Raw genomic sequence first — 18,137 nt, forward strand, 5'->3', positions numbered from 1 at the left:
TGGTGCCCGATCACGTGACATCCGCCGGGCATGGCCCGGCGCTACCGCAGCACGTTGAACCGTACCTGCGTCCAGGCGCCGTCAGCAGCCAGCGCGGTCAACGTATGCGCCCCCGGATCGGCGAACTCGCGCTGCATCAGCTGCGCACCGCGCGTCTGCGCGATCCATCGACCATCCAGCAGCCAGTCCACGGCCTGTTCGCTGCCCAATGCGCGCAGCTGCAGGCGTACGCCGTGTTCGGCATTGGGTGCACGCGCCAGCGTCGCGCCTTCATTGAGGCCATCGATATGCAGGGCCACGCTGGCCTCGCGACCATCATCGCGACAGTCCGGCGACAGTGCGGGAAGCTGTGAGGCATCGCGGGTGGCCTTGGGTAGCCAGGGTGACAACAGCGCCGGCCATCGCGCGATTTCCCGCGCGACTTCCTCATGCGGCGCGCTGCAATCAGCCGATACGCGCAGTCCGGTGCGCGCGTCAGCCAGGTAGCGTTGGCGGCCAGGCTGCCATCGCCGTGCCTCGCGTTCGGGGAACGTCGGCGGTGCCGCACCGTCCAGCAGATAGGCCGACAGGCGTCGCTGGCAGAGTGCCGCTGGCAACCCTTCGGCCAGTTCTCCAGTTGGCCAGCAGATGTCTGCCTGGGTCACGCTGGCCGGCATCGGCGCGGCCGCCGCATCGCCGCGTTGGCGCGGCAGGCTGTCGACCACCTCGAACATCAACGGCAAGGCGGTGACCGCGCCGTACTGCCCCGGCAACGGCGTGCCATCGGGGCGCCCCACCCACACGCCCACGGTGTAGTGGCGGGTACTGCCGATCGCCCACGCATCGCGGTAGCCATAGCTGGTTCCGGTCTTCCAGGCCACGCGCGGCCGCCCGCCAACGTCGAACGTGCCAACGCCGTACCCCGGGCGCGGATTCGATTCCAGCATCTCGCGCACGATCCAGCTGGCACCGGGCGAAGCCAGCCGCCGCTCGATCATCGGTTCGTCATCGGTGTAGCGCACGCGGCCGGCAATGCCGTTGCGGTTGAGCGCAGCGAACGCACCGACCAGGTCTTCCAGCCGTGCGCCGGTGCCGCCGAGGATCAGCGACAGATTGGGCGAACTGCCCGGCGGGAAGCGCAACTGGATGCCGGCGTGCGACAGGCGCGCGGCGAAGCGTGCCGCACCTACCCGCTGCAGCAGGTCGACCGACGGCACGTTCAGCGACAGGCGCAGCGCACTGGCAGCACTGACCGGCCCGTTGAAGGCCATGTCGAAGTTGCCCGGCCGATAGCTGCCGAAGCTCTGCGGCGCATCCACCAGCAAGCTCTCGGAATGGATCAGGCCATCATCGAGTGCCATCGCATACAGAAACGGCTTCAGCGTGGAGCCCGGCGAGCGCCAGGCCTGCACCATGTCCACGTGGCCCAGCCGTTGCCGATCACCGAAAGACAGCGTGCCGACATACGCACGCGCCTGCAGGGTCTGGTTGTCGACCACCAGCAGTGCGGCTGACGTGCGCTCGGGCAGCGTGGAGAAATAGCTGGCCACGCGCTCTTCAAGGGTGCGCTGCAGGCCGATGTCGATGCTGCTCTGGATCCGCGCCTGCCCTGGATGCGCCGAGTGCAGGCGCTGGGCCAGCAGTGCCGCGTGCAGTGGTGGACGCAGCGAGCGTGCGACCACGTTCTCGATGCGCGCATCTTCCACTTCCTCCGGCGTCCATGCGCCGAGCTCGGCCATGCGCGCCAGTACCTTGTCGCGAGCCTTCTGCGCGGCTTCGGGATGACGATCCGGGCGCAAACGGCTGGGTGCCTGTGGCAGCACCGCCAGCAACGCGGCCTCGGCATGCGAAAGCTGCGCGGCCGGCTTACCGAGGTAGGCCCAGCTGGCCGCCTCCACGCCTTCGATGGTGCCACCGTAGGGCGCGCGCTCCAGATACAACGCGAGGATCTCGCGCTTGGACAGGTGCACCTCAAGCTGCACCGCACGCAGCATCTGCTTCAGCTTGCCCCAGGGCGTGCGCGTATGCGGATCGAGAATGCGCGCCACCTGCATGGTCAGGGTCGAGCCTCCGGAGACGATGCGGCCACCTCGCAGAAGCTGCCCACCGGCACGCAGGATCGCCAGCGGATTGATGCCCGGGTGCTGCCAGAACCAGCGATCCTCGTAGGTCAGCAGCGCCTGCAGGTACAGCGGCGACACGCTGTCGACCGACGCCGGATAGCGCCACACGCCCTCGGCATCGGCGAACGCCCGCATCGGGCTGCCGTCAGCGGCGACCACCAGCGTGCTGGTGTCGCGTTGCCGGGGCAACGGCGGCGGGAAGGCGAAATCCAGTACCAGCAGCAGCACCAGCAACGCCGTCGTGCCCCAGCGCAGCCACGGCCACAGCGGTTGCAGCCGCTGCCGCAGGCGCGGCAGCCGCGTTTTCAGCGATCTCACCTTCATCCACGGCATCCAGTGGGACGGGCCGCGCCGTCGCGGCCCGTCCGCACGATCACGGCTGTACCACCGTCAACGTGGTCGGGCTGCTGCGGCCGACGCCACGCAGCTGCGGCCGGTACATGTCCTCCACCAGCGACGGCGGCACCGTGTAGGTACCCGGAGTGACCGCACGCACCAGGTAGAACACGTTGGCCTTGCTGCCACGCGAGAGCTTCAGCGCCGCCACGTAGCGGTCATCGCGGAACTCCTCGTGCTTGGTATCGGCCGCTTCGCTGCGGTCGCTGATGGTGATGCCATCGACCACCACATCGGCCCACTGCTTGGCATCGCCCAGGTTGAGGTTCTCGATCTCCAGGCCTGCCGGCAGCAGGTCGGTCAGCAGCGCATCGGGCATCTCGCTGTCGGCGGTGATGGTGACGCGCACGATCAGCGCTTCGCCCTCCTTCAGCGGACGCGGCGACCACGGCTTGCCATCGGTGCCGAAGTAACTGCGCTCCACGCCGATCACGCTGTTGTCCGGCGCCGGCGCGCTGCGCGGAATGCCGGCCACGTCGATGCTGGCGAACATCGGCGGCTGTCCCTGCGGGGTGAAGCGCACGCCCGCGGCCAGCTGCCCTGCATCGAAGTTGCGGCCAAACAGCTTGCGTTCGCCGATGGCCTCGCTGTTGCCACCGATCACCAGCTCACCGGCCACCAGCGCCTTCTGGTTGGCGGCCAGTGCCTTGCCGAGGCGGGCGATGGCCACCTGTTCCTGCGTGCTCAGCCACATCCAGCCACTATTGCGGCGCGCATCCAGGCCACGGCCAAGATCAACCGCGCGTGCATCCCATGCCGGCTTGGCCAGCTTGTTTTCGTGGGTCAGCGCGATCATCAGCGCATCATCACGAACGGCACTGCCGTAGTCGCCGAAGTAGGACGGGCGTTCGCTGCTGGACTTGGCAAAGCCCGCCGCAAGGGCCGCCTGGCCGCGCTTGGCATCGCCCTGCAGCGACAGCGCCACGCCCAGGTGCACCAGCGACAGACCACCCACGGCCTTGCTGCGTTCGTTGTCGTACAGCGTGCGCAGGGTACCCAGCGGCGCGCGGTTGACGCGGGCCAGCACGTAACCCGAGTACGCCTGGTTGGCGAACTTCAGGCTTTCGCGTTTTTCCTGGCCGTAGAACTGGTTGCCACCGGACAGCAGGTCTTCGCTCAGGCGGTTCAGCGCCTTCTGCAGCACGTTGTCCGGCACCGCGAAACCACCGTCCTTGGCATCGAGCAGGAACTCGGCGATGTACGGGGTCAGCCACGGGTTCACGTAGCCGTCGTCACCCCACATCGAGAAGTTGCCGTTGGCCACCTGCATCGACGCCAGGCGACCGAACGCACCTTCCATGCGCTCGCGACGGGTCTTCGCGTCCAGGCCGTCAGCGCCGAGCATGGACGACGTGGCCTGGTCCAGGATCAGCGCGGCGTAGCCCTTGCTGGTGGTCTGTTCGGCACAGCCGTACGGGTAGTTCAGCGCACCCTGCAGCGCGCTGGCGAACGGGATCGGCGGCAGCGGACTGACCAGCAGGCGGGCATTGACCGATTCGGACATCAGCCCGTCCATCAGGCTGCCATCCAGGCTCACCGCCGCCAGCGGATCGAGCGTTCGCACCTGCGAGCGCAGTACCTGCGGCCACGCCGCGCGTACCGGCAGATCGTAGCGGCGGTCGGCCTTGAAGCCGTTGCCATCCACACGCACGCGCACCTTGGCCACGCTGTGGCCCTCGCGCGCCGACAACGGGAAGCTCAACGTCGTCTTGGCATCGGCATTGAGCTGCACGCTGCGCGTGCCTTCGCCCAGGCTGAGCGGGCCTTCGCTGTCCACGCGCACGTTGAACTGACCGGGCTTGCCGGTGAAGTTCTGCACATCCAGCGTCACCGTGCTGCGGTCGCCCGGGGCGAGCACGCGCGGCATGCTGGCCTCGGCCAGGATCGGTGCGCGCACCACGGTTTCCACATCGCGCTTGCCGTACTGGTCATCGCTGTAGACCAGCGCCGACACCCGCAGGGTGCCATTGAAATCCGGCACTTTCAGGCGAATGCGGGCAATGCCCTTGGCATCGAGCTGCACCGGGCCGGAGAACAGGTCCACGGTCTGCACGCGCGCGGTCGGCCGCTTGGCCTGCGGCAACGCCTGCAGCGCCATGTCGCCGCCGAACTTCAGCTTGCCGCTGCCGCCGTCGAAGCTCTCGATCACCCGGCTGTAGATGTCATAGGCATCGATGCCGAGGCGGCGCTGGGCGAAGAAGTGCGCGCCGGCATCGGGCACCGGGAAGCGGGTGATGTTGAGAATGCCCACATCCACGGCCGAAACAGTGACGTGCGCGACCTTGCCGGCCAGCTGCGGTGCGCTGACCGTCACTGGCAGGTCCTGCTCCGGTCGCATCTGCTTGGGCGCGGCCAGGCCGACGGCCACGGTGCGGCCCTTGCGGTCCATCGGCACGTGCACCACGCCCACCGCGCGGGCCGGGGTGATCTTGCTCGGCGCACTGCCACCGCGGAACACCAGCGCGGTGATGTAGACGTCGTGGCGCTCCCAATCGGCGGTGACCGGGATCTTGTAGGTGGCACCGGGCTTGGCGTCGATGTCCTGCACGTACAGCATGCGGTCGGTCTCGACCATCAGCACGCCCTTGCCGGCATGCGGCGGGGTCACCGTCACTTCCAGGGTATCGCCGGCCTTGTAGCCGGTCTTGTCCAGGCCCAGCTTGACCTTGTCCGGGCGGGCATCGAGGCCACGGTTGTCATCGCCCCAGCTCCAGCCGGCCCGGAACGGATAACGGCTGGTCAGGCCGGTGGACGGATCGAACACGTCCACCCGGTACTCGCCCCACTCCACCGGGAAGTCGAAGGCCACCGCGCTGCCGCCGGCATCGACGGTACGGGTTTCCTTGTTTTCGAAGCGGCGGGTGAAATCGTAGTCCCAGCGGTTGTCGTTGAAGGTCCAGTGGTAGTCGCGCAGCTCGCGCACCAGGGTGATCTTCAGGCCCTTGGCCGGCTGCGGCTTGCCGGCCGCATCCACGCGCATCAGTTCAAACCGCGCGTTGCCGTTGGAATCAGCGCCGTCGTCCGGATTGAACAACGGGCGCACGCCGACCAGTGCGGCGGCCGGCCATACCACCCGCTTCAGGGTGCGGGTGACCGTGCGGCCACCGGTTTCATACAGGCTGCCGGACAGCACCACCGCGATCGGCGCCTTCGCCTTGGTCGCCTCTTCCGGCAACGACACGTCTTCGCGCAGCTGGCCATTGGCCGGCAGCGTGGTGTCGATGACATCCTTGGCTTCGCGCGGCAGCTGCAGGGTCGGGTCGCCGAAGAAGTAGCCCGGCAGGCCCTCCACCGGCTTCTGCTCGGCGGCCACCGCCATGCGCGCGGTGAAGCGGTTGCCGTCGGCCGGGGCACCGTACAGATAGGCGCCGTTGGCCTGCAGACGCAGGTCTTCACCCGGCTTCAGCGTCTTCTGCGCGCTGTCCAGGTCCAGCTTCATGCGCTCGGGCAGGAACTCTTCGATGCGCAGGGTCATGCCCTGGATCGCTTCCTTGCTGGCCGGGTCGGTGCGGAACTCAACCTGCCAGCGCCCCGTCGGCGCCTCGGCGGGAATGGTCTGCTCGAAGTTGATGTAGCCCTGCTCGCCCGGCTGCACGCGGGTTTCGCGGAAGGTCTTGCCATCGGGCTGCTTCAGGCGCAGGAACACCGGCTGGCTCTTGATCGGCTTGCCGTCGTTGTCGCGCAGCAGCGCCGACAGGCGCACCGTCTCACCCGGGCGGTACAGGTCGCGGCCCGACCAGGCATAGACATCGAACCAGGCGTTGTCACGGCCGGCCACGGCGAACTCGCTCAGGTCCAGCGCCGGCTGGTTGAAGGGCAGGAAACTGGTGTCCTTGCCGCTGCTTGCCACCAGCACGTGGGTGGCATCCAGGGTGTAGTTCAGCAGCGCATTGCCGTTGCTGTCGGTACTGCCCTTCAGCACCACTTCGCCCTTGGCATCGAGCACGCGCAGGTCGATGCCCTTCAGCGATGCACCGTCCTTCAGCGCGGCGGTATGGACGAACAGCTTGTCCTTGTACGCGCGGGTGTGCAGACCGATGTCGCTGACCGAGAAGAACGCGGTATCGAACTCGCCCTCGTAGTCACCGGTGCGCTTGAGCAGGGCGAAATACAGCCCCGGCTCCTGCAGTTCCTTGATGTCCTGGGTCGGCAGGTAGGTCAGCACCCGCTCGTTCTGCTTGCCACCCAGGATGAAGCGGTTGACGTAGACCGGTTCGGCCAGCTTGTTGATCGGGCTGCGCTCGTAGTCGCTGCTCAGTTCCCAGCTGCCGCGGCGACCACCGCGCTGGTACTGGCTGAAGAAGGTCGGCAGATCCTTTTCGCGCACGCGCAGGAACTCGACATCGACCTCCGGCACATTCACCGACACCACCGGCAGGCCGCGGCTGTCCTTGGCCGGCAGCACGCTGCCCTGCGAGGCGAAACCGGCCACCGGCTTCAGCTCGCCGCTGAAGACCTTCTGCTTCAGTTCCTTGCCGAGGCGGCTGCCATCGGCGGCCAGCAGGTCCGGCGAGACCACCAGGCTGAATTCCTTGCCGGCTTCGACGAAGGGATAGCGCAGGGTCAGGCCGTCATCGGACAGGGTCCAGCTGCTGTCATCGTTGCCGACCTTCTCTTCGAAGCGCACCAGCTTGTCGAAGTCCTGGGTGCCGACCAGCGGGCGCGAGAACTCCAGCGCCAGCGACAGGCCTTCACTCTTCTGGTCCGGGTAGGCACGCAGCAGGGTGAACTCCTTCACCTGCTCGGCCTTGGTGGCGATGGCTTCGCCGCTGGCCTTCGGCAGCTGCCCGCTGTCGTTGCGGCAACCGGCCAGGCCCAGCAACAGCCCTCCTGCCAGCAATGCTGCCGTCCATCCCCACCGCATCCGCCGTGCCGGACCGCTCATGTCGTCACTCCTTGATCGAGGTGGTCATTATAGGCGCGTCGCGTCAAGGCGTTGACGCGGATTCGGCAGGAATGCATCGGAACGGTAGCGCCGGGCCATGCCCGGCGGGGTAGCCGCCGACCCCGGTTGGCGTTGGGCCCATGCCAACCAAGGTTGGCACCTACCAAAGTGCCCCCTACCCCGGCAGGTACAGGTCCACGTAGTCGGTCACCGGCATCGCCGCCAAGGCCACCGGGTCCAGCGAGGCGGCCAGGATGCGCTGCTGCTGGGCGGTGGGGAAGCGGTGCGCCAGGTGCCGGCGGAACTTGTCCATCAGCAGCGGGATACCCTCTGCGCGCCGGCGTGCGTGGCCCAGCGGGTACTCCACCAGCATCTCCGGCAGCGCGCTGCCGTCGTTGAAGCGCACCGTCAGCCCGTTGGCGATGCTGCGCTTGTCCGGGTCCAGGTAGTCGGCGCTGAGCTGCGGGTCTTCATGGCAGGTCATCTTCGCGCGCAGCGCGTCAATGCGCGGATCGGCCGCCATGTCGTCCTCGTAATCCTCGGCCACCAGCCGCCCATGCAGCAGTGCGATGGCCACCATGTACTGCACGCAGTGATCGCGGTCGGCCGGGTTGTGCAACGGCCCCTGCTTGTCGATGATGCGGATGCAGGCTTCCTGGGTACGGATCGCGATGTGCTCGATGTCCTCGGCCGTTCGCCCCTGCGCGCGCAGCTGCTGGTGCAGGATGATCGCCGCCTCCACCGCCGTCTGCCCGTGGAATTCGGCCGGGAAACTGATCTTGAACAGCACGTTCTCCATCACGTAGCTGCCGAAGGGGCGGCCGAGGGTCAGCGCCTGGCCATGCATCGATACCGCCTCGAAGCCCCAGGTCGGTGCACTGAGCACGCTGGGGTAGCCCATCTCGCCGGTGGCGGCCATCAGCGCCAGGCGTACGCCACGGCTGGTCGCATCACCGGCTGCCCAGCTTTTGCGCGAACCGGTGTTGGGCGCATGCCGGTAGGTGCGCAGCGCCTGTCCATCCACCCAGGCCAGCGACACCGCATTGAGCATGCGCTCGCGGTCCAGACCCAGCATCTGTGCGACGACGGCGGTGGTGGCCACCTTGACCAGCAGCACGTGATCCAGGCCGACCCGGTTGAAAGAGTTGCGTAACGCCAGCACGCCCTGGATCTCGTGCGCCTTGATCATCGCCAGCAGCACGTCATGCACGGTCGGCGGCGGGCGTCGCAACGCCGCCGCGTTGCGGCCAAGCCAGTCGGCCACGGCGAGGATGCCACCGAGGTTGTCCGAGGGGTGGCCCCACTCTGCGGCCAGCCAGGTGTCGTTGAAATCCAGCCAGCGCACCATCGCGCCGATGTTGAAAGCCGCCTGCACCGGATCGAGCACGAAGTTGGTGCCGGGGACGCGCGCGCCGTTGGCCACGCTGATACCCGGCACCAGCGGGCCCAGCAGCTTGCTGCAGGCGGGGAAGGACAGCGCTTCCAGCCCGCAGCCCAACGTGTCGAGCAGGCAGTGATGCGCGGTCTGGAACGCCAGCGGCGAGTCGATGCGCGTGTCACGCACGTAGTCGACGATGTCCACCAGCAGCGCATCCCAGGCTGCACGGGCGTTGGATGGGGTGTGGCTGTCGGACATTGTTCGGTCTCCTCGTGGGGTTGCACGCTGCGACAAACCCGGTAGTCGCCAACCTTGGTTGGCGCTGGGCCTTACCCGCGCGATGCCGCTTCCATGCCAACCAAGGTTGGCACCTACCAGAGCAGGTGCAGCGCCACCCGCGCAATGCCGGCGCCATGCCAACCAAGGTTGGCGACTACCAGGCCATCACCCGGCCGGCACGCGCACCTTGCCTTCCATCAGCACGCGGGCGCTGCGGCTCATGATGGCCTTGGACACCGTCCACTGGCCGTCAACGAGTGCGGCCTGCGCACCCACGCGCAACGTGCCCGACGGATGCCCGAAGGTCACGGCCTCGCGCTCGCCGCCGCCAGCAGCACGGTTGACCAGCGTGCCGGGGATCGCCGCGGCGGTACCGATCGCTACTGCAGCGGTGCCCATCATCGCGTGGTGCAGCTTGCCCATCGACAGCGCGCGGGCATGCAGATCGATGTCCGCGGCCGGGATCGCCTTGCCGCTGGACGACACGTAATCCTGCGCGGGGGCGACGAAGGCTACCTTCGGCGTGTGCTGGCGGGTCGCCGCGTCTTCCAGTTTCTGGATCAAGCCCATGCGCAGCGCGCCGTAGGCACGGATCTTCTCGAAGCGCTCCAGCGCGGCTTTGTCTTCATTGATCGCCGGCTGCAGTTCGGTGCCGGTGTAACCGAGGTCGGCGGCGTTGAGGAAGATGGTCGGGATGCCGGCGGTGATCATCGTCACCTCGAAACTACCCACGCCCGGCACGTCCAGCATATCGATCAAGTTGCCGGTGGGGAACATCGCACCGGCGTCACCATCGTCGGACGGATCGAGGAATTCCAGCTGGATCTCGGCAGCGGGGAAGGTCACGCCATCCAGCTCGAAATCGCCGATCTCCTGCACCTGCCCATCGCGCATCGGCACATGGGCAATGATGGTCTTGCCGATGTTGGCCTGCCAGATGCGCACGGTGCACAGGCCATCGCGCGGCACGCGGGCCGGATCGATCAGGCCGTTGGCGATCGCGAACGGACCAACGGCGGTGCTGAGGTTGCCGCAGTTTCCGCTCCAGTCCACGAACGCGGTATCGATCGACACCTGGCCGTACAGGTAATCCACGTCGTGATCCGGCACCGAGGCGGTGGAGATGATCACGCACTTGCTGGTGCTGGACGTAGCCCCACCCATGCCGTCGGTCTGCTTGCCATACGGGTCGGGCGAGCCGATCACGCGCATCAGCAGCGCATCGCGTGCGGCGCCCGGCACCTGCGCGGCCTCGGGCAGGTCCTGCAGGCGGAAGAACACGCCCTTGCTGGTACCACCGCGCATGTAGGTGGCGGGAATACGGAGTTGCGGGAGAAATACCATGGAACGGTTCCTTGCAATGAAAGACGGCCCGTTGCCGGGCCGTCGGATGCCTTACGCCACCTTGGCGCCTTCCAGGAAGTCCTGCGCGAAGCGCTGCAGCACGCCGCCGGCCTCGTAGATCGCCACTTCCTCGTCACTGTCCAGGCGGCAGGTGACCGGCACGATCACGTCCTGGCCGTCGCGGCGGTGGATGACCACGCGCAACTCGGCGCGCGGCGTACGTTCACCGATGACGTCGAAGGTTTCGGTGCCATCGATGCCCAGGGTCAGGCGCGTGGTGCCCGGCTTGAACTCCAGCGGCAGCACGCCCATGCCGATCAGATTGGTGCGGTGGATGCGCTCGAAGCCTTCGGCAACGATGGCCTCCACGCCAGCCAGGCGCACGCCCTTGGCGGCCCAGTCACGCGAAGAACCCTGCCCGTAGTCGGCACCGGCGATGATGATCAGCGGCTGCTTGCGCTCCATGTAGGTCTCGATGGCTTCCCACATGCGCATGACCTTGCCTTCCGGCTCGACGCGCGCCAGCGAACCCTGTTTCACGCTGCCGTCTTCATTGCGCACCATCTCGTTGAACAGCTTCGGGTTGGCGAAGGTGGCACGCTGCGCGGTCAGGTGGTCACCGCGATGGGTGGCGTAGGAATTGAAGTCCTCTTCCGGCAGGCCCATCTTCGCCAGGTATTCGCCGGCCGCACTCGAGGCCAGGATCGCGTTGGACGGCGACAGGTGGTCGGTGGTGATGTTGTCGGGCAACACCGCCAGCGCACGCATGCCGGCCAGCGAGCGCTCACCGGCCAGTGCACCTTCCCAGTACGGCGGACGACGGATGTAGGTGCTCTGCGGGCGCCAGTCGTACAGCGGGCTCACCGCTGCGCCGTGTTCGACGCGTACGTTGAACATCGGGTTGTAGACGCTGCGGAACTGCTCCGGCTTCACCGCCGCCTTCACCACCGCATCGATCTCGGCGTCACTCGGCCAGATGTCCTTCAGGCGCACTTCATTGCCTTCGGTGTCCACGCCCAGCACATCCTTCTCGATGTCAAAGCGGATGGTGCCGGCGATGGCGTAGGCGATCACCAGTGGCGGCGAGGCCAGGAACGCCTGCTTCGCATACGGATGGATGCGGCCGTCGAAGTTGCGGTTGCCCGACAGTACCGCCGTGGCGTACAGGTCACGGTCGATGATTTCCTGCTGGATCTTCGGATCCAGCGCGCCGCTCATGCCATTGCAGGTGGTGCAGGCGAAGGCGACGATGCCGAAGCCCAGCTTCTCCAGGTCCGGCAGCAGGCCCGCTTCTTCCAGGTACAACTGCACTGCCTTGGAACCGGGTGCCAGCGACGACTTCACCCAAGGCTTGCGCAGCAGGCCGCGCTCGTTGGCCTTGCGTGCCAGCAGGCCGGCGGCGATCACGTTGCGCGGGTTGGAGGTATTGGTGCAGCTGGTGATGGCGGCGATGATCACCGCGCCATCCGGCATCAGGCCCTGTGCCTGCTCGGCCTTGCCGGCTTCCAGTTTGGCGGCATCGGCGATGCCGCGCTCGACCAGTTCCGATACCGGCAGGCGGCGATGCGGATTGCTCGGGCCGGCCATGTTGCGCACCACCGTCGAGAGATCGAAGTGCAGTACACGCTCGTACTCCGCAGTGGCCAGGTCATCGGCCCACAGGCCGGTGCTGCGCGCGTAGTTTTCAACCAGTGCGACCTGCTTTTCCTCGCGCCCAGTCAGGCGCAGGTAGTCGATGGTCTGGCCGTCGATGTAGAACATCGCGGCGGTTGCGCCGTATTCGGGGCACATGTTGGAGATGGTGGCGCGATCACCGATGGTGAGTGCAGCGGCACCTTCGCCGAAGAATTCAAGCCAGGCGCCGACCACGCGCTCCTTGCGCAGGAATTCGGTCAGGGCCAGCACCACGTCGGTGGCGGTGATATCCGGCTGCGGCCGACCGGTCAGCTCGACACCGATGATGTCCGGCAGGCGCATCCACGACGCACGGCCCAGCATCACGTTCTCTGCTTCCAGGCCGCCCACGCCGATGGCGATCACGCCCAGCGCATCCACATGCGGGGTGTGGCTGTCGGTGCCCACGCAGGTATCGGGGAAAGCGACGCCGTCCTGCACGTAGATCACCGGCGACATCTTCTCCAGGTTGATCTGATGCATGATGCCGTTGCCAGGCGGAATCACGTCCACGTTCTCGAAGGCCAGCTTGGTCCAGTCGATGAAGTGGAAGCGGTCCTCGTTGCGGCGGTCCTCGATGGCGCGGTTCTTCTCGAACGCCTGCGGATCGAAACCACCGCATTCCACTGCCAGCGAGTGATCGACGATCAGCTGCACCGGCACCACCGGGTTGACCTTGGCCGGATCACCGCCCTTGTCGGCGATCGCATCGCGCAGGCCGGCCAGATCGACCAGTGCGGTTTGGCCGAGGATGTCATGGCACACCACCCGCGCCGGGAACCACGGGAAGTCCAGGTCGCGACGGCGCTCGATCAGTTGCTTCAGCGAGTCGGTCAGCGTGGCCGGATCGCAGCGACGCACCAGGTTTTCGGCCAGCACGCGCGAGGTGTACGGCAGCGTGGCGTAGGCACCGGGCTGGATCGCGTCGACGGCGGCGCGCGCATCGAAATAGTCCAGCGAGGCGCCGGGGAGGGTCTTGCGGTAATCGGTATTCATGGGCTGGCGGAATGCTCGTGGCGGGCCGGGTGCCGGCAATACGGCGGTGACGGCATCCGGCCGGCACGGGGCCGGCCGGATGCATGCAGCAGTGCAACAGTGGCGATGATCAGGAACGCTTGTCGATGGCCACGAAGTCGCGATCTTCCGGGCCGATGTAGTTGGCGCTCGGGCGGATGATCTTGCCGTCGATACGCTGTTCGACGATGTGCGCGCTCCAGCCGGCGGTGCGGGCGATCACGAACAGGGGGGTGAACATCGCGGTCGGCACGCCCATCATGTGGTAGCTGACGGCGCTGAACCAGTCCAGGTTCGGGAACATCTTCTTGATGTCCCACATCACCGTTTCCAGGCGCTCGGCGATGTCGTACATCTTCATGCTCGACTGCTCTTCGGACAGTTCGCGGGCGACGTCCTTGATCACCTTGTTGCGCGGATCGGACACGGTGTAGACCGGGTGGCCGAAACCGATCACCACTTCCTTGCGCTCCACGCGGGCCTTGATGTCTTCCTCGGCTTCGTCCGGATTGTCATAGCGCTTCTGCACTTCGAACGCCACTTCGTTGGCGCCGCCGTGCTTGGGGCCGCGCAGCGCGCCGATGCCACCGCAGATCGCGCTGTACATGTCGCTGCCGGTGCCGGCAATGACGCGGCAGGCGAAGGTCGAGGCGTTGAACTCGTGCTCGGCGTACAGGATCAGCGACGTGTGCATCGCCTTCACCCACGAATCCTGCGGCTTCTCGCCATGCAGCAGGTGCAGGAAGTGGCCACCGATGGAGTCATCGTCGGTCTCTACGTCGATCGCGCGGCCGTTGTGGCTCCAGTGGTACCAGTACAGCAGCATCGAACCGAGGCAGGCCATCAGCTTGTCGGCGATGTCGCGCGCGCCCGGATGGTTGTGGTCGTCCTTCTCCGGCGCCACGCAGCCGAGCACGGACACGCCGGTGCGCATCACATCCATCGGGTGCGCCGACGGCGGCAGTTCTTCCAGCGCGGCCTTCACCGCGGCCGGAATGCCACGCAGCGACTTCAGCTTGGCCTTGTACGAAACCAGCTCGGCGCGGGTCGGCAGCTTGCCATGCACCAGCAGGTAGGCGATTTCCTCGAACTCGCTGGTGTTGGCCAGGTCCAGGATGTCGTACCCACGGTAGTGCAGGTCGTTGCCACTGCGGCCGACGCTGCACAGCGCGGTGTTGCCGGCAGCGGTGCCGGACAGGGCGACGGACTTCTTCGGCTTGAAGGTCGGGGTTGCGGTCGTATCGTTCATGTTTCCCTCCGAAACTTGATGGTGCAGGGTACTGCTTATTTCTTGGCGGCGAACAGCGCATCGAGCTGCTGCTCGAAGGCGTGGTAGCCGATACGGTCATACAGCTCCTCGCGGGTCTGCATGCTGTCGATCAGGTTGCGCTGGTGGCCCTCACGGCGGACCGTCTGGTAGACGTTCTCGGCGGCCTTGTTGGCGGCGCGGAAAGCGGACAGCGGGAACAGCTGGATGGCCACGCCGGCCGAGGCCAGCTCGTCGCGGCTGAACAGCGGGGTCGCGCCGAATTCAGTGATGTTGGCCAGCACCGGCACCTTCACCGCATCAACGAAGCGACGGTAGGTATCCAGGTCATAGGCGGCCTCGGCGAAGATGCCGTCGGCACCGGCTTCGACGCAGGCGATGGCACGCTCGATGGCCTTGTCCACGCCGTCCACCTGGATGGCGTCGGTGCGCGCGATCAGGAAGAAGTCCGGATCGGTCCTGGCATCGGCAGCGGCCTTCACGCGGTCGACCATTTCGCCCTGCGAGACGATCTCCTTGCCCGGGCGATGACCGCAGCGCTTGGCGCCGACCTGGTCTTCGATATGGCAGGCGGCCGCGCCAGCCTTGATCAGCGACTTCACCGTGCGCGCGATGTTGAACGCGCTGGGCCCGAAGCCGGTGTCGATGTCGACCATCAGCGGCAGGTCGCAGACGTCGGTGATGCGGCGCACGTCCACCAGCACGTCTTCCAGGGTGTTGATGCCGAGGTCCGGCAGGCCCAACGAGCCGGCGGCCACGCCACCGCCGGACAGGTAGATGGCACGGAAACCCGCGCGCTTGGCCAGCAGCGCATGGTTGGCGTTGATCGCGCCGATCACCTGCAGCGGCGATTCGGCAGCCAGCGCCTCGCGGAAGCGGGCACCGGCGGAAGAGAGGTTCGAAACGGTCATGCGGCGATCCAGGTTGAAGGACACAGGGGTAAGCGCAAACACCGTGCCAACCTGCAAGCGGTTGATTTCACGGAGATGACCGGCCCGCAACACTGAAACATATGAAACATTGAAACAGATGTATCATGAAACATCGCTTCCCGGTATCCATGCATGTACCTGCCCCGCTCGCCCCTGCGCCACGCCGATGCCGACCCCGGCCGCCCGGTGATCTGGACGGTCAGCGTCTCGCGCCTGACCGGCCTGCTGGGCGATGTCATTCCCGAATTCGACCGCCGCGCGCGCATCGAGCAGATCAACCTGGGCTTCGAGGAGGCCGTGGAAGTGATCGGCCAGCGCCTGCGCCGCGAGCACTGCGACGTGGTGATTGCCGGCGGCTCAAACGCGGCCTGGTTGCGCGGTCGCCTGGACCTGCCGCTGGTACCGATCCACGCCAATGGCTTCGACCTGATGGAAGCGCTGGCGCGCGCCCGCCGCATCGCCCCACGCATCGGCCTGGTCACCCATGCCAGCGACGTGCCGGTGTTCAGCAGCTTCCAGCAGAGCTTCGGCCTGGACATCGAGCACCGCCGCTTCGTCACCCGCGAAGATGCCCGCGACTGCATCGCCGACCTGCGCGCCAACGGTATCGAAGTGATCGTCGGCACCGGCATGGCCATCGACCATGCCGAACAGGCCGGACTGCCCGGCGTGCTGCTGTACTCGGCTGATTCGGTGCGGCAGGCGTTCGAGCATGCGCTGGAGCTGACCCAGGCCATGGCCCGCTCCGGCGGCAGCCGGCCTGCTCCGCGCCGCCGCACCGCCGCACGCAACGATGCGCATGCCCTGCTCGGCGACAGCAATGCGATGGCCGACGTGCGCGCACAGATCGCGCTGTACGCCCCGCACGACAGCACCGTACTGGTTACCGGCGAGACCGGCACCGGCAAGGAACTGGTTGCACGCCAGCTGCACGCCGCCAGCGGTCGTCGCGGTCGCTTCGTTGCGCTGAACTGCGGTGCGATCAGCGAATCACTGCTGGAAGCGGAGCTGTTCGGCTACAGCGACGGCGCCTTCACCGGTGCGCGTCGCGGGGGGCGCGTCGGCCTGGTCGAGGCAGCCGATGGCGGCACGTTGTTCCTGGACGAGATTGGTGAACTGCCGCTGCCGCTGCAGACCCGTCTGCTGCGGGTTCTGGAAGAACGCGAAGTGCTGCGCGTGGGCGCCACCGAACAGACCCCGGTCGACCTGCGCGTGGTCGCCGCCACCCTGCAATCGCTGGAACAGCGCGCGGCGGCAGGCAGCTTCCGTCGCGACCTGTATTACCGGCTGGCCGCGCTGCGCATCGAACTGCCCACTCTGCGTGCACGGCGAGGCGATATCCCGCTGCTGACCACGCACTTCTTCCGCGAGCTGCGCGGCATCGATGCACCGCTGGATGCAGAAGCGCTGGCCCTGCTCAGCGCTGCCGACTGGCCGGGCAACGTACGTGAACTGCGCAATCTGGTGGATAGGCTGCGCATCCACTGGCAGCCCAGCGAAGGGCTGATCGATGCAGCGCGCCTGCTGCAGCTGGCGCCGGAGCTGGTGAACGAAGGCGCCGCCACACTGCCAGTGGAAAGCAACGGCAAGCGCCCGCCGCGTGCGCAACTGCAAGCGCTGCTGCAGGAACACCGCAATGACCGCGAAGGCATGGCGCAGGCGCTGGGTGTGTCACGCACCACGCTGTGGCGATGGCTGCGCGCGGAGGGGCTGTAACGTCCTGCCGTCTGGTTGGTGCAGAACCGATGCAAGGCAGCGGGCGAACCGCCGATGTCTGTTGAGGGCAGACCGATGCCTGATGGGTGCGAACCTTGGGTCGCACCGCATTTTCCCAAGCACCCCATCCACGCATGGCGTGGATCTACTGGAGCGCCGCGCGCGCTTCGATGGCGAACCGTCCACTGCCCACGGCCGCAACCCATAGCAGCAGCACGCCCAGCGGCACTTCGCTCAGGTAGAAGAACCAGCTCAGCCAATCCGGCACGCTCAGCCCCGCAGGGATACGCGCGATGCCATCGGTCAGCGCCGCCACCGCGCAGATCGCCGCCAGCAGCAGTGCCGATGGGCGGCTGAGCAGGCCCAGTACCAGCAGGCCTCCGGCGACCCACTCGATCGCTCGAGCACCGGCGCACTGACTACTGGAAATGGAATGCCCGCATCGACCAGCGTGTGCACCATCCGCTCGCGCCCGGCGTCGGTGAATACCTTGTTCCAGCCCGATACGCAGAACATCACCCCGGCGACGACACGGGCGAGCAGCAACAGGAACGCCTCCACGCCGTGGCGCGGCGGTGGCACGGTAAACAGGCAACGCCAGGAGGGCATGGCGACTCCGGATTTCGAGGGCATCGGTCGGAGTGTGCCGTTTGCTGGCCTGCTCGCAGATGAAGCGGGCTGGTCCGTTCGCGACAAACGGCTCTCGCAGTGGTACGCGTTGGAACAATGGCAGCCGTACAGGCTCGACCCTACGATGCAGGTGTACCGACCTTTCCATCCACGCATGGCGTGGATCTACCCGGCCAGCAGCAGCTCGATCTCTTCCACCTGCACCACCGGCACCTGCCACGGGTGATGCGGCACGATGCCGTGCTCGAGGATGCGCTGTAGCCGCTGCGGATCGCGCGGCAGGCAGAACTCCAGCCGCACGCTGTCGACCACCTCGGTCTGCCCCGCCTCGCCCTGCGTGGGGATCGCACCCACACGTGGCCGGAACTGTTCGGACCCCGGCGCGGACCACCACATGCCGTGCTCGTAATCGCCGGCCACCAGTGCATCCACCGAAAGGATGCCCTGCTTCACCGCCTCCAGGGCAGGCACCGGCACGAACACCACCACGCGATACAGCGGCACGCGTTGCATCACGGTG

The 18,137-nt window shown here is 66.9% G+C and carries 9 protein-coding genes and 1 pseudogene; 1 reads left to right on the top strand and 9 read right to left on the bottom strand.

The features are described from left to right. Positions 1–41: 41 nt before the first annotated feature. The 7 genes from pbpC to prpB form a co-directional block, all read right to left on the bottom strand. A complete protein-coding gene (gene pbpC / locus CR918_RS13800; protein ID WP_099843313.1) occupies positions 42–2,426 on the bottom strand; it encodes a penicillin-binding protein 1C in 2,385 nt (794 codons plus the stop codon). Between the two features lie 49 nt (positions 2,427–2,475). Then, a complete protein-coding gene (locus tag CR918_RS13805; protein ID WP_099843315.1) occupies positions 2,476–7,383 on the bottom strand; it encodes an alpha-2-macroglobulin family protein in 4,908 nt (1,635 codons plus the stop codon). Positions 7,384–7,558: 175 nt separating this feature from the next. Next, the gene (locus CR918_RS13810) at positions 7,559–9,019 is read right to left on the bottom strand and encodes a bifunctional 2-methylcitrate dehydratase/aconitate hydratase (protein WP_099843317.1); all 1,461 of its coding nucleotides are present in this window, start codon (positions 9,017–9,019) and stop codon (positions 7,559–7,561) included. A gap of 186 nt (positions 9,020–9,205) precedes the next feature. Then, the gene (gene prpF / locus CR918_RS13815; protein WP_099843319.1) at positions 9,206–10,384 is read right to left on the bottom strand and encodes a 2-methylaconitate cis-trans isomerase PrpF; all 1,179 of its coding nucleotides are present in this window, start codon (positions 10,382–10,384) and stop codon (positions 9,206–9,208) included. 51 nt (positions 10,385–10,435) lie between these two features. After that, on the bottom strand, positions 10,436–13,054 hold the full coding sequence (gene acnD, locus CR918_RS13820) for a Fe/S-dependent 2-methylisocitrate dehydratase AcnD (RefSeq protein WP_099785071.1): 2,619 nt from the start codon (positions 13,052–13,054) through the stop codon (positions 10,436–10,438). Positions 13,055–13,163: 109 nt separating this feature from the next. After that, entirely contained in the window at positions 13,164–14,321 is a 1,158-nt protein-coding gene (gene prpC, locus CR918_RS13825; protein WP_025877010.1) for a bifunctional 2-methylcitrate synthase/citrate synthase, read from the bottom strand. A 35-nt stretch (positions 14,322–14,356) separates the two neighbouring features. Next, positions 14,357–15,250: a methylisocitrate lyase gene (prpB, locus tag CR918_RS13830; RefSeq protein WP_099844381.1), complete on the bottom strand. Its 894-nt coding sequence runs from the start codon at positions 15,248–15,250 to the stop codon at positions 14,357–14,359. A 153-nt stretch (positions 15,251–15,403) separates the two neighbouring features. On the opposite strand from prpB, the gene prpR reads away from it, so the two are divergent. Beyond that, positions 15,404–16,987, top strand: coding sequence for a propionate catabolism operon regulatory protein PrpR (gene prpR / locus CR918_RS13835; RefSeq protein ID WP_099843321.1), 1,584 nt, complete (start codon positions 15,404–15,406; stop codon positions 16,985–16,987). Positions 16,988–17,132: 145 nt separating this feature from the next. Here the strand turns inward: prpR and CR918_RS13840 are convergent. Both CR918_RS13840 and CR918_RS13845 read right to left on the bottom strand, forming a co-directional pair. Beyond that, positions 17,133–17,596, bottom strand: a pseudogene (locus CR918_RS13840) (DoxX family protein). Positions 17,597–17,782: 186 nt separating this feature from the next. Continuing rightward, positions 17,783–18,130: a YqfO family protein gene (locus CR918_RS13845; protein ID WP_099843323.1), complete on the bottom strand. Its 348-nt coding sequence runs from the start codon at positions 18,128–18,130 to the stop codon at positions 17,783–17,785. Between the last annotated feature and the right edge of the window lie 7 nt (positions 18,131–18,137).

It is taken from the genome of Stenotrophomonas indicatrix (assembly GCF_002750975.1).
GTDB lineage: Bacteria > Pseudomonadota > Gammaproteobacteria > Xanthomonadales > Xanthomonadaceae > Stenotrophomonas > Stenotrophomonas indicatrix.

What these genes read in the sequence shown, in the direction of transcription:
- prpB (WP_099844381.1), bottom strand. Translation starts at nt 15,250, where the DNA reads ATGACCGTTTCGAACCTCTCTTCCGCCGGTGCCCGCTTCCGCGAGGCG.
- prpF (WP_099843319.1), bottom strand. Translation starts at nt 10,384, where the DNA reads ATGGTATTTCTCCCGCAACTCCGTATTCCCGCCACCTACATGCGCGGT.
- prpR (WP_099843321.1), top strand. Translation starts at nt 15,404, where the DNA reads ATGTACCTGCCCCGCTCGCCCCTGCGCCACGCCGATGCCGACCCCGGC.
- CR918_RS13805 (WP_099843315.1), bottom strand. Translation starts at nt 7,383, where the DNA reads ATGAGCGGTCCGGCACGGCGGATGCGGTGGGGATGGACGGCAGCATTG.
- pbpC (WP_099843313.1), bottom strand. Translation starts at nt 2,426, where the DNA reads ATGAAGGTGAGATCGCTGAAAACGCGGCTGCCGCGCCTGCGGCAGCGG.
- prpC (WP_025877010.1), bottom strand. Translation starts at nt 14,321, where the DNA reads ATGAACGATACGACCGCAACCCCGACCTTCAAGCCGAAGAAGTCCGTC.
- CR918_RS13845 (WP_099843323.1), bottom strand. Translation starts at nt 18,130, where the DNA reads ATGCAACGCGTGCCGCTGTATCGCGTGGTGGTGTTCGTGCCGGTGCCT.
- CR918_RS13810 (WP_099843317.1), bottom strand. Translation starts at nt 9,019, where the DNA reads ATGTCCGACAGCCACACCCCATCCAACGCCCGTGCAGCCTGGGATGCG.
- acnD (WP_099785071.1), bottom strand. Translation starts at nt 13,054, where the DNA reads ATGAATACCGATTACCGCAAGACCCTCCCCGGCGCCTCGCTGGACTAT.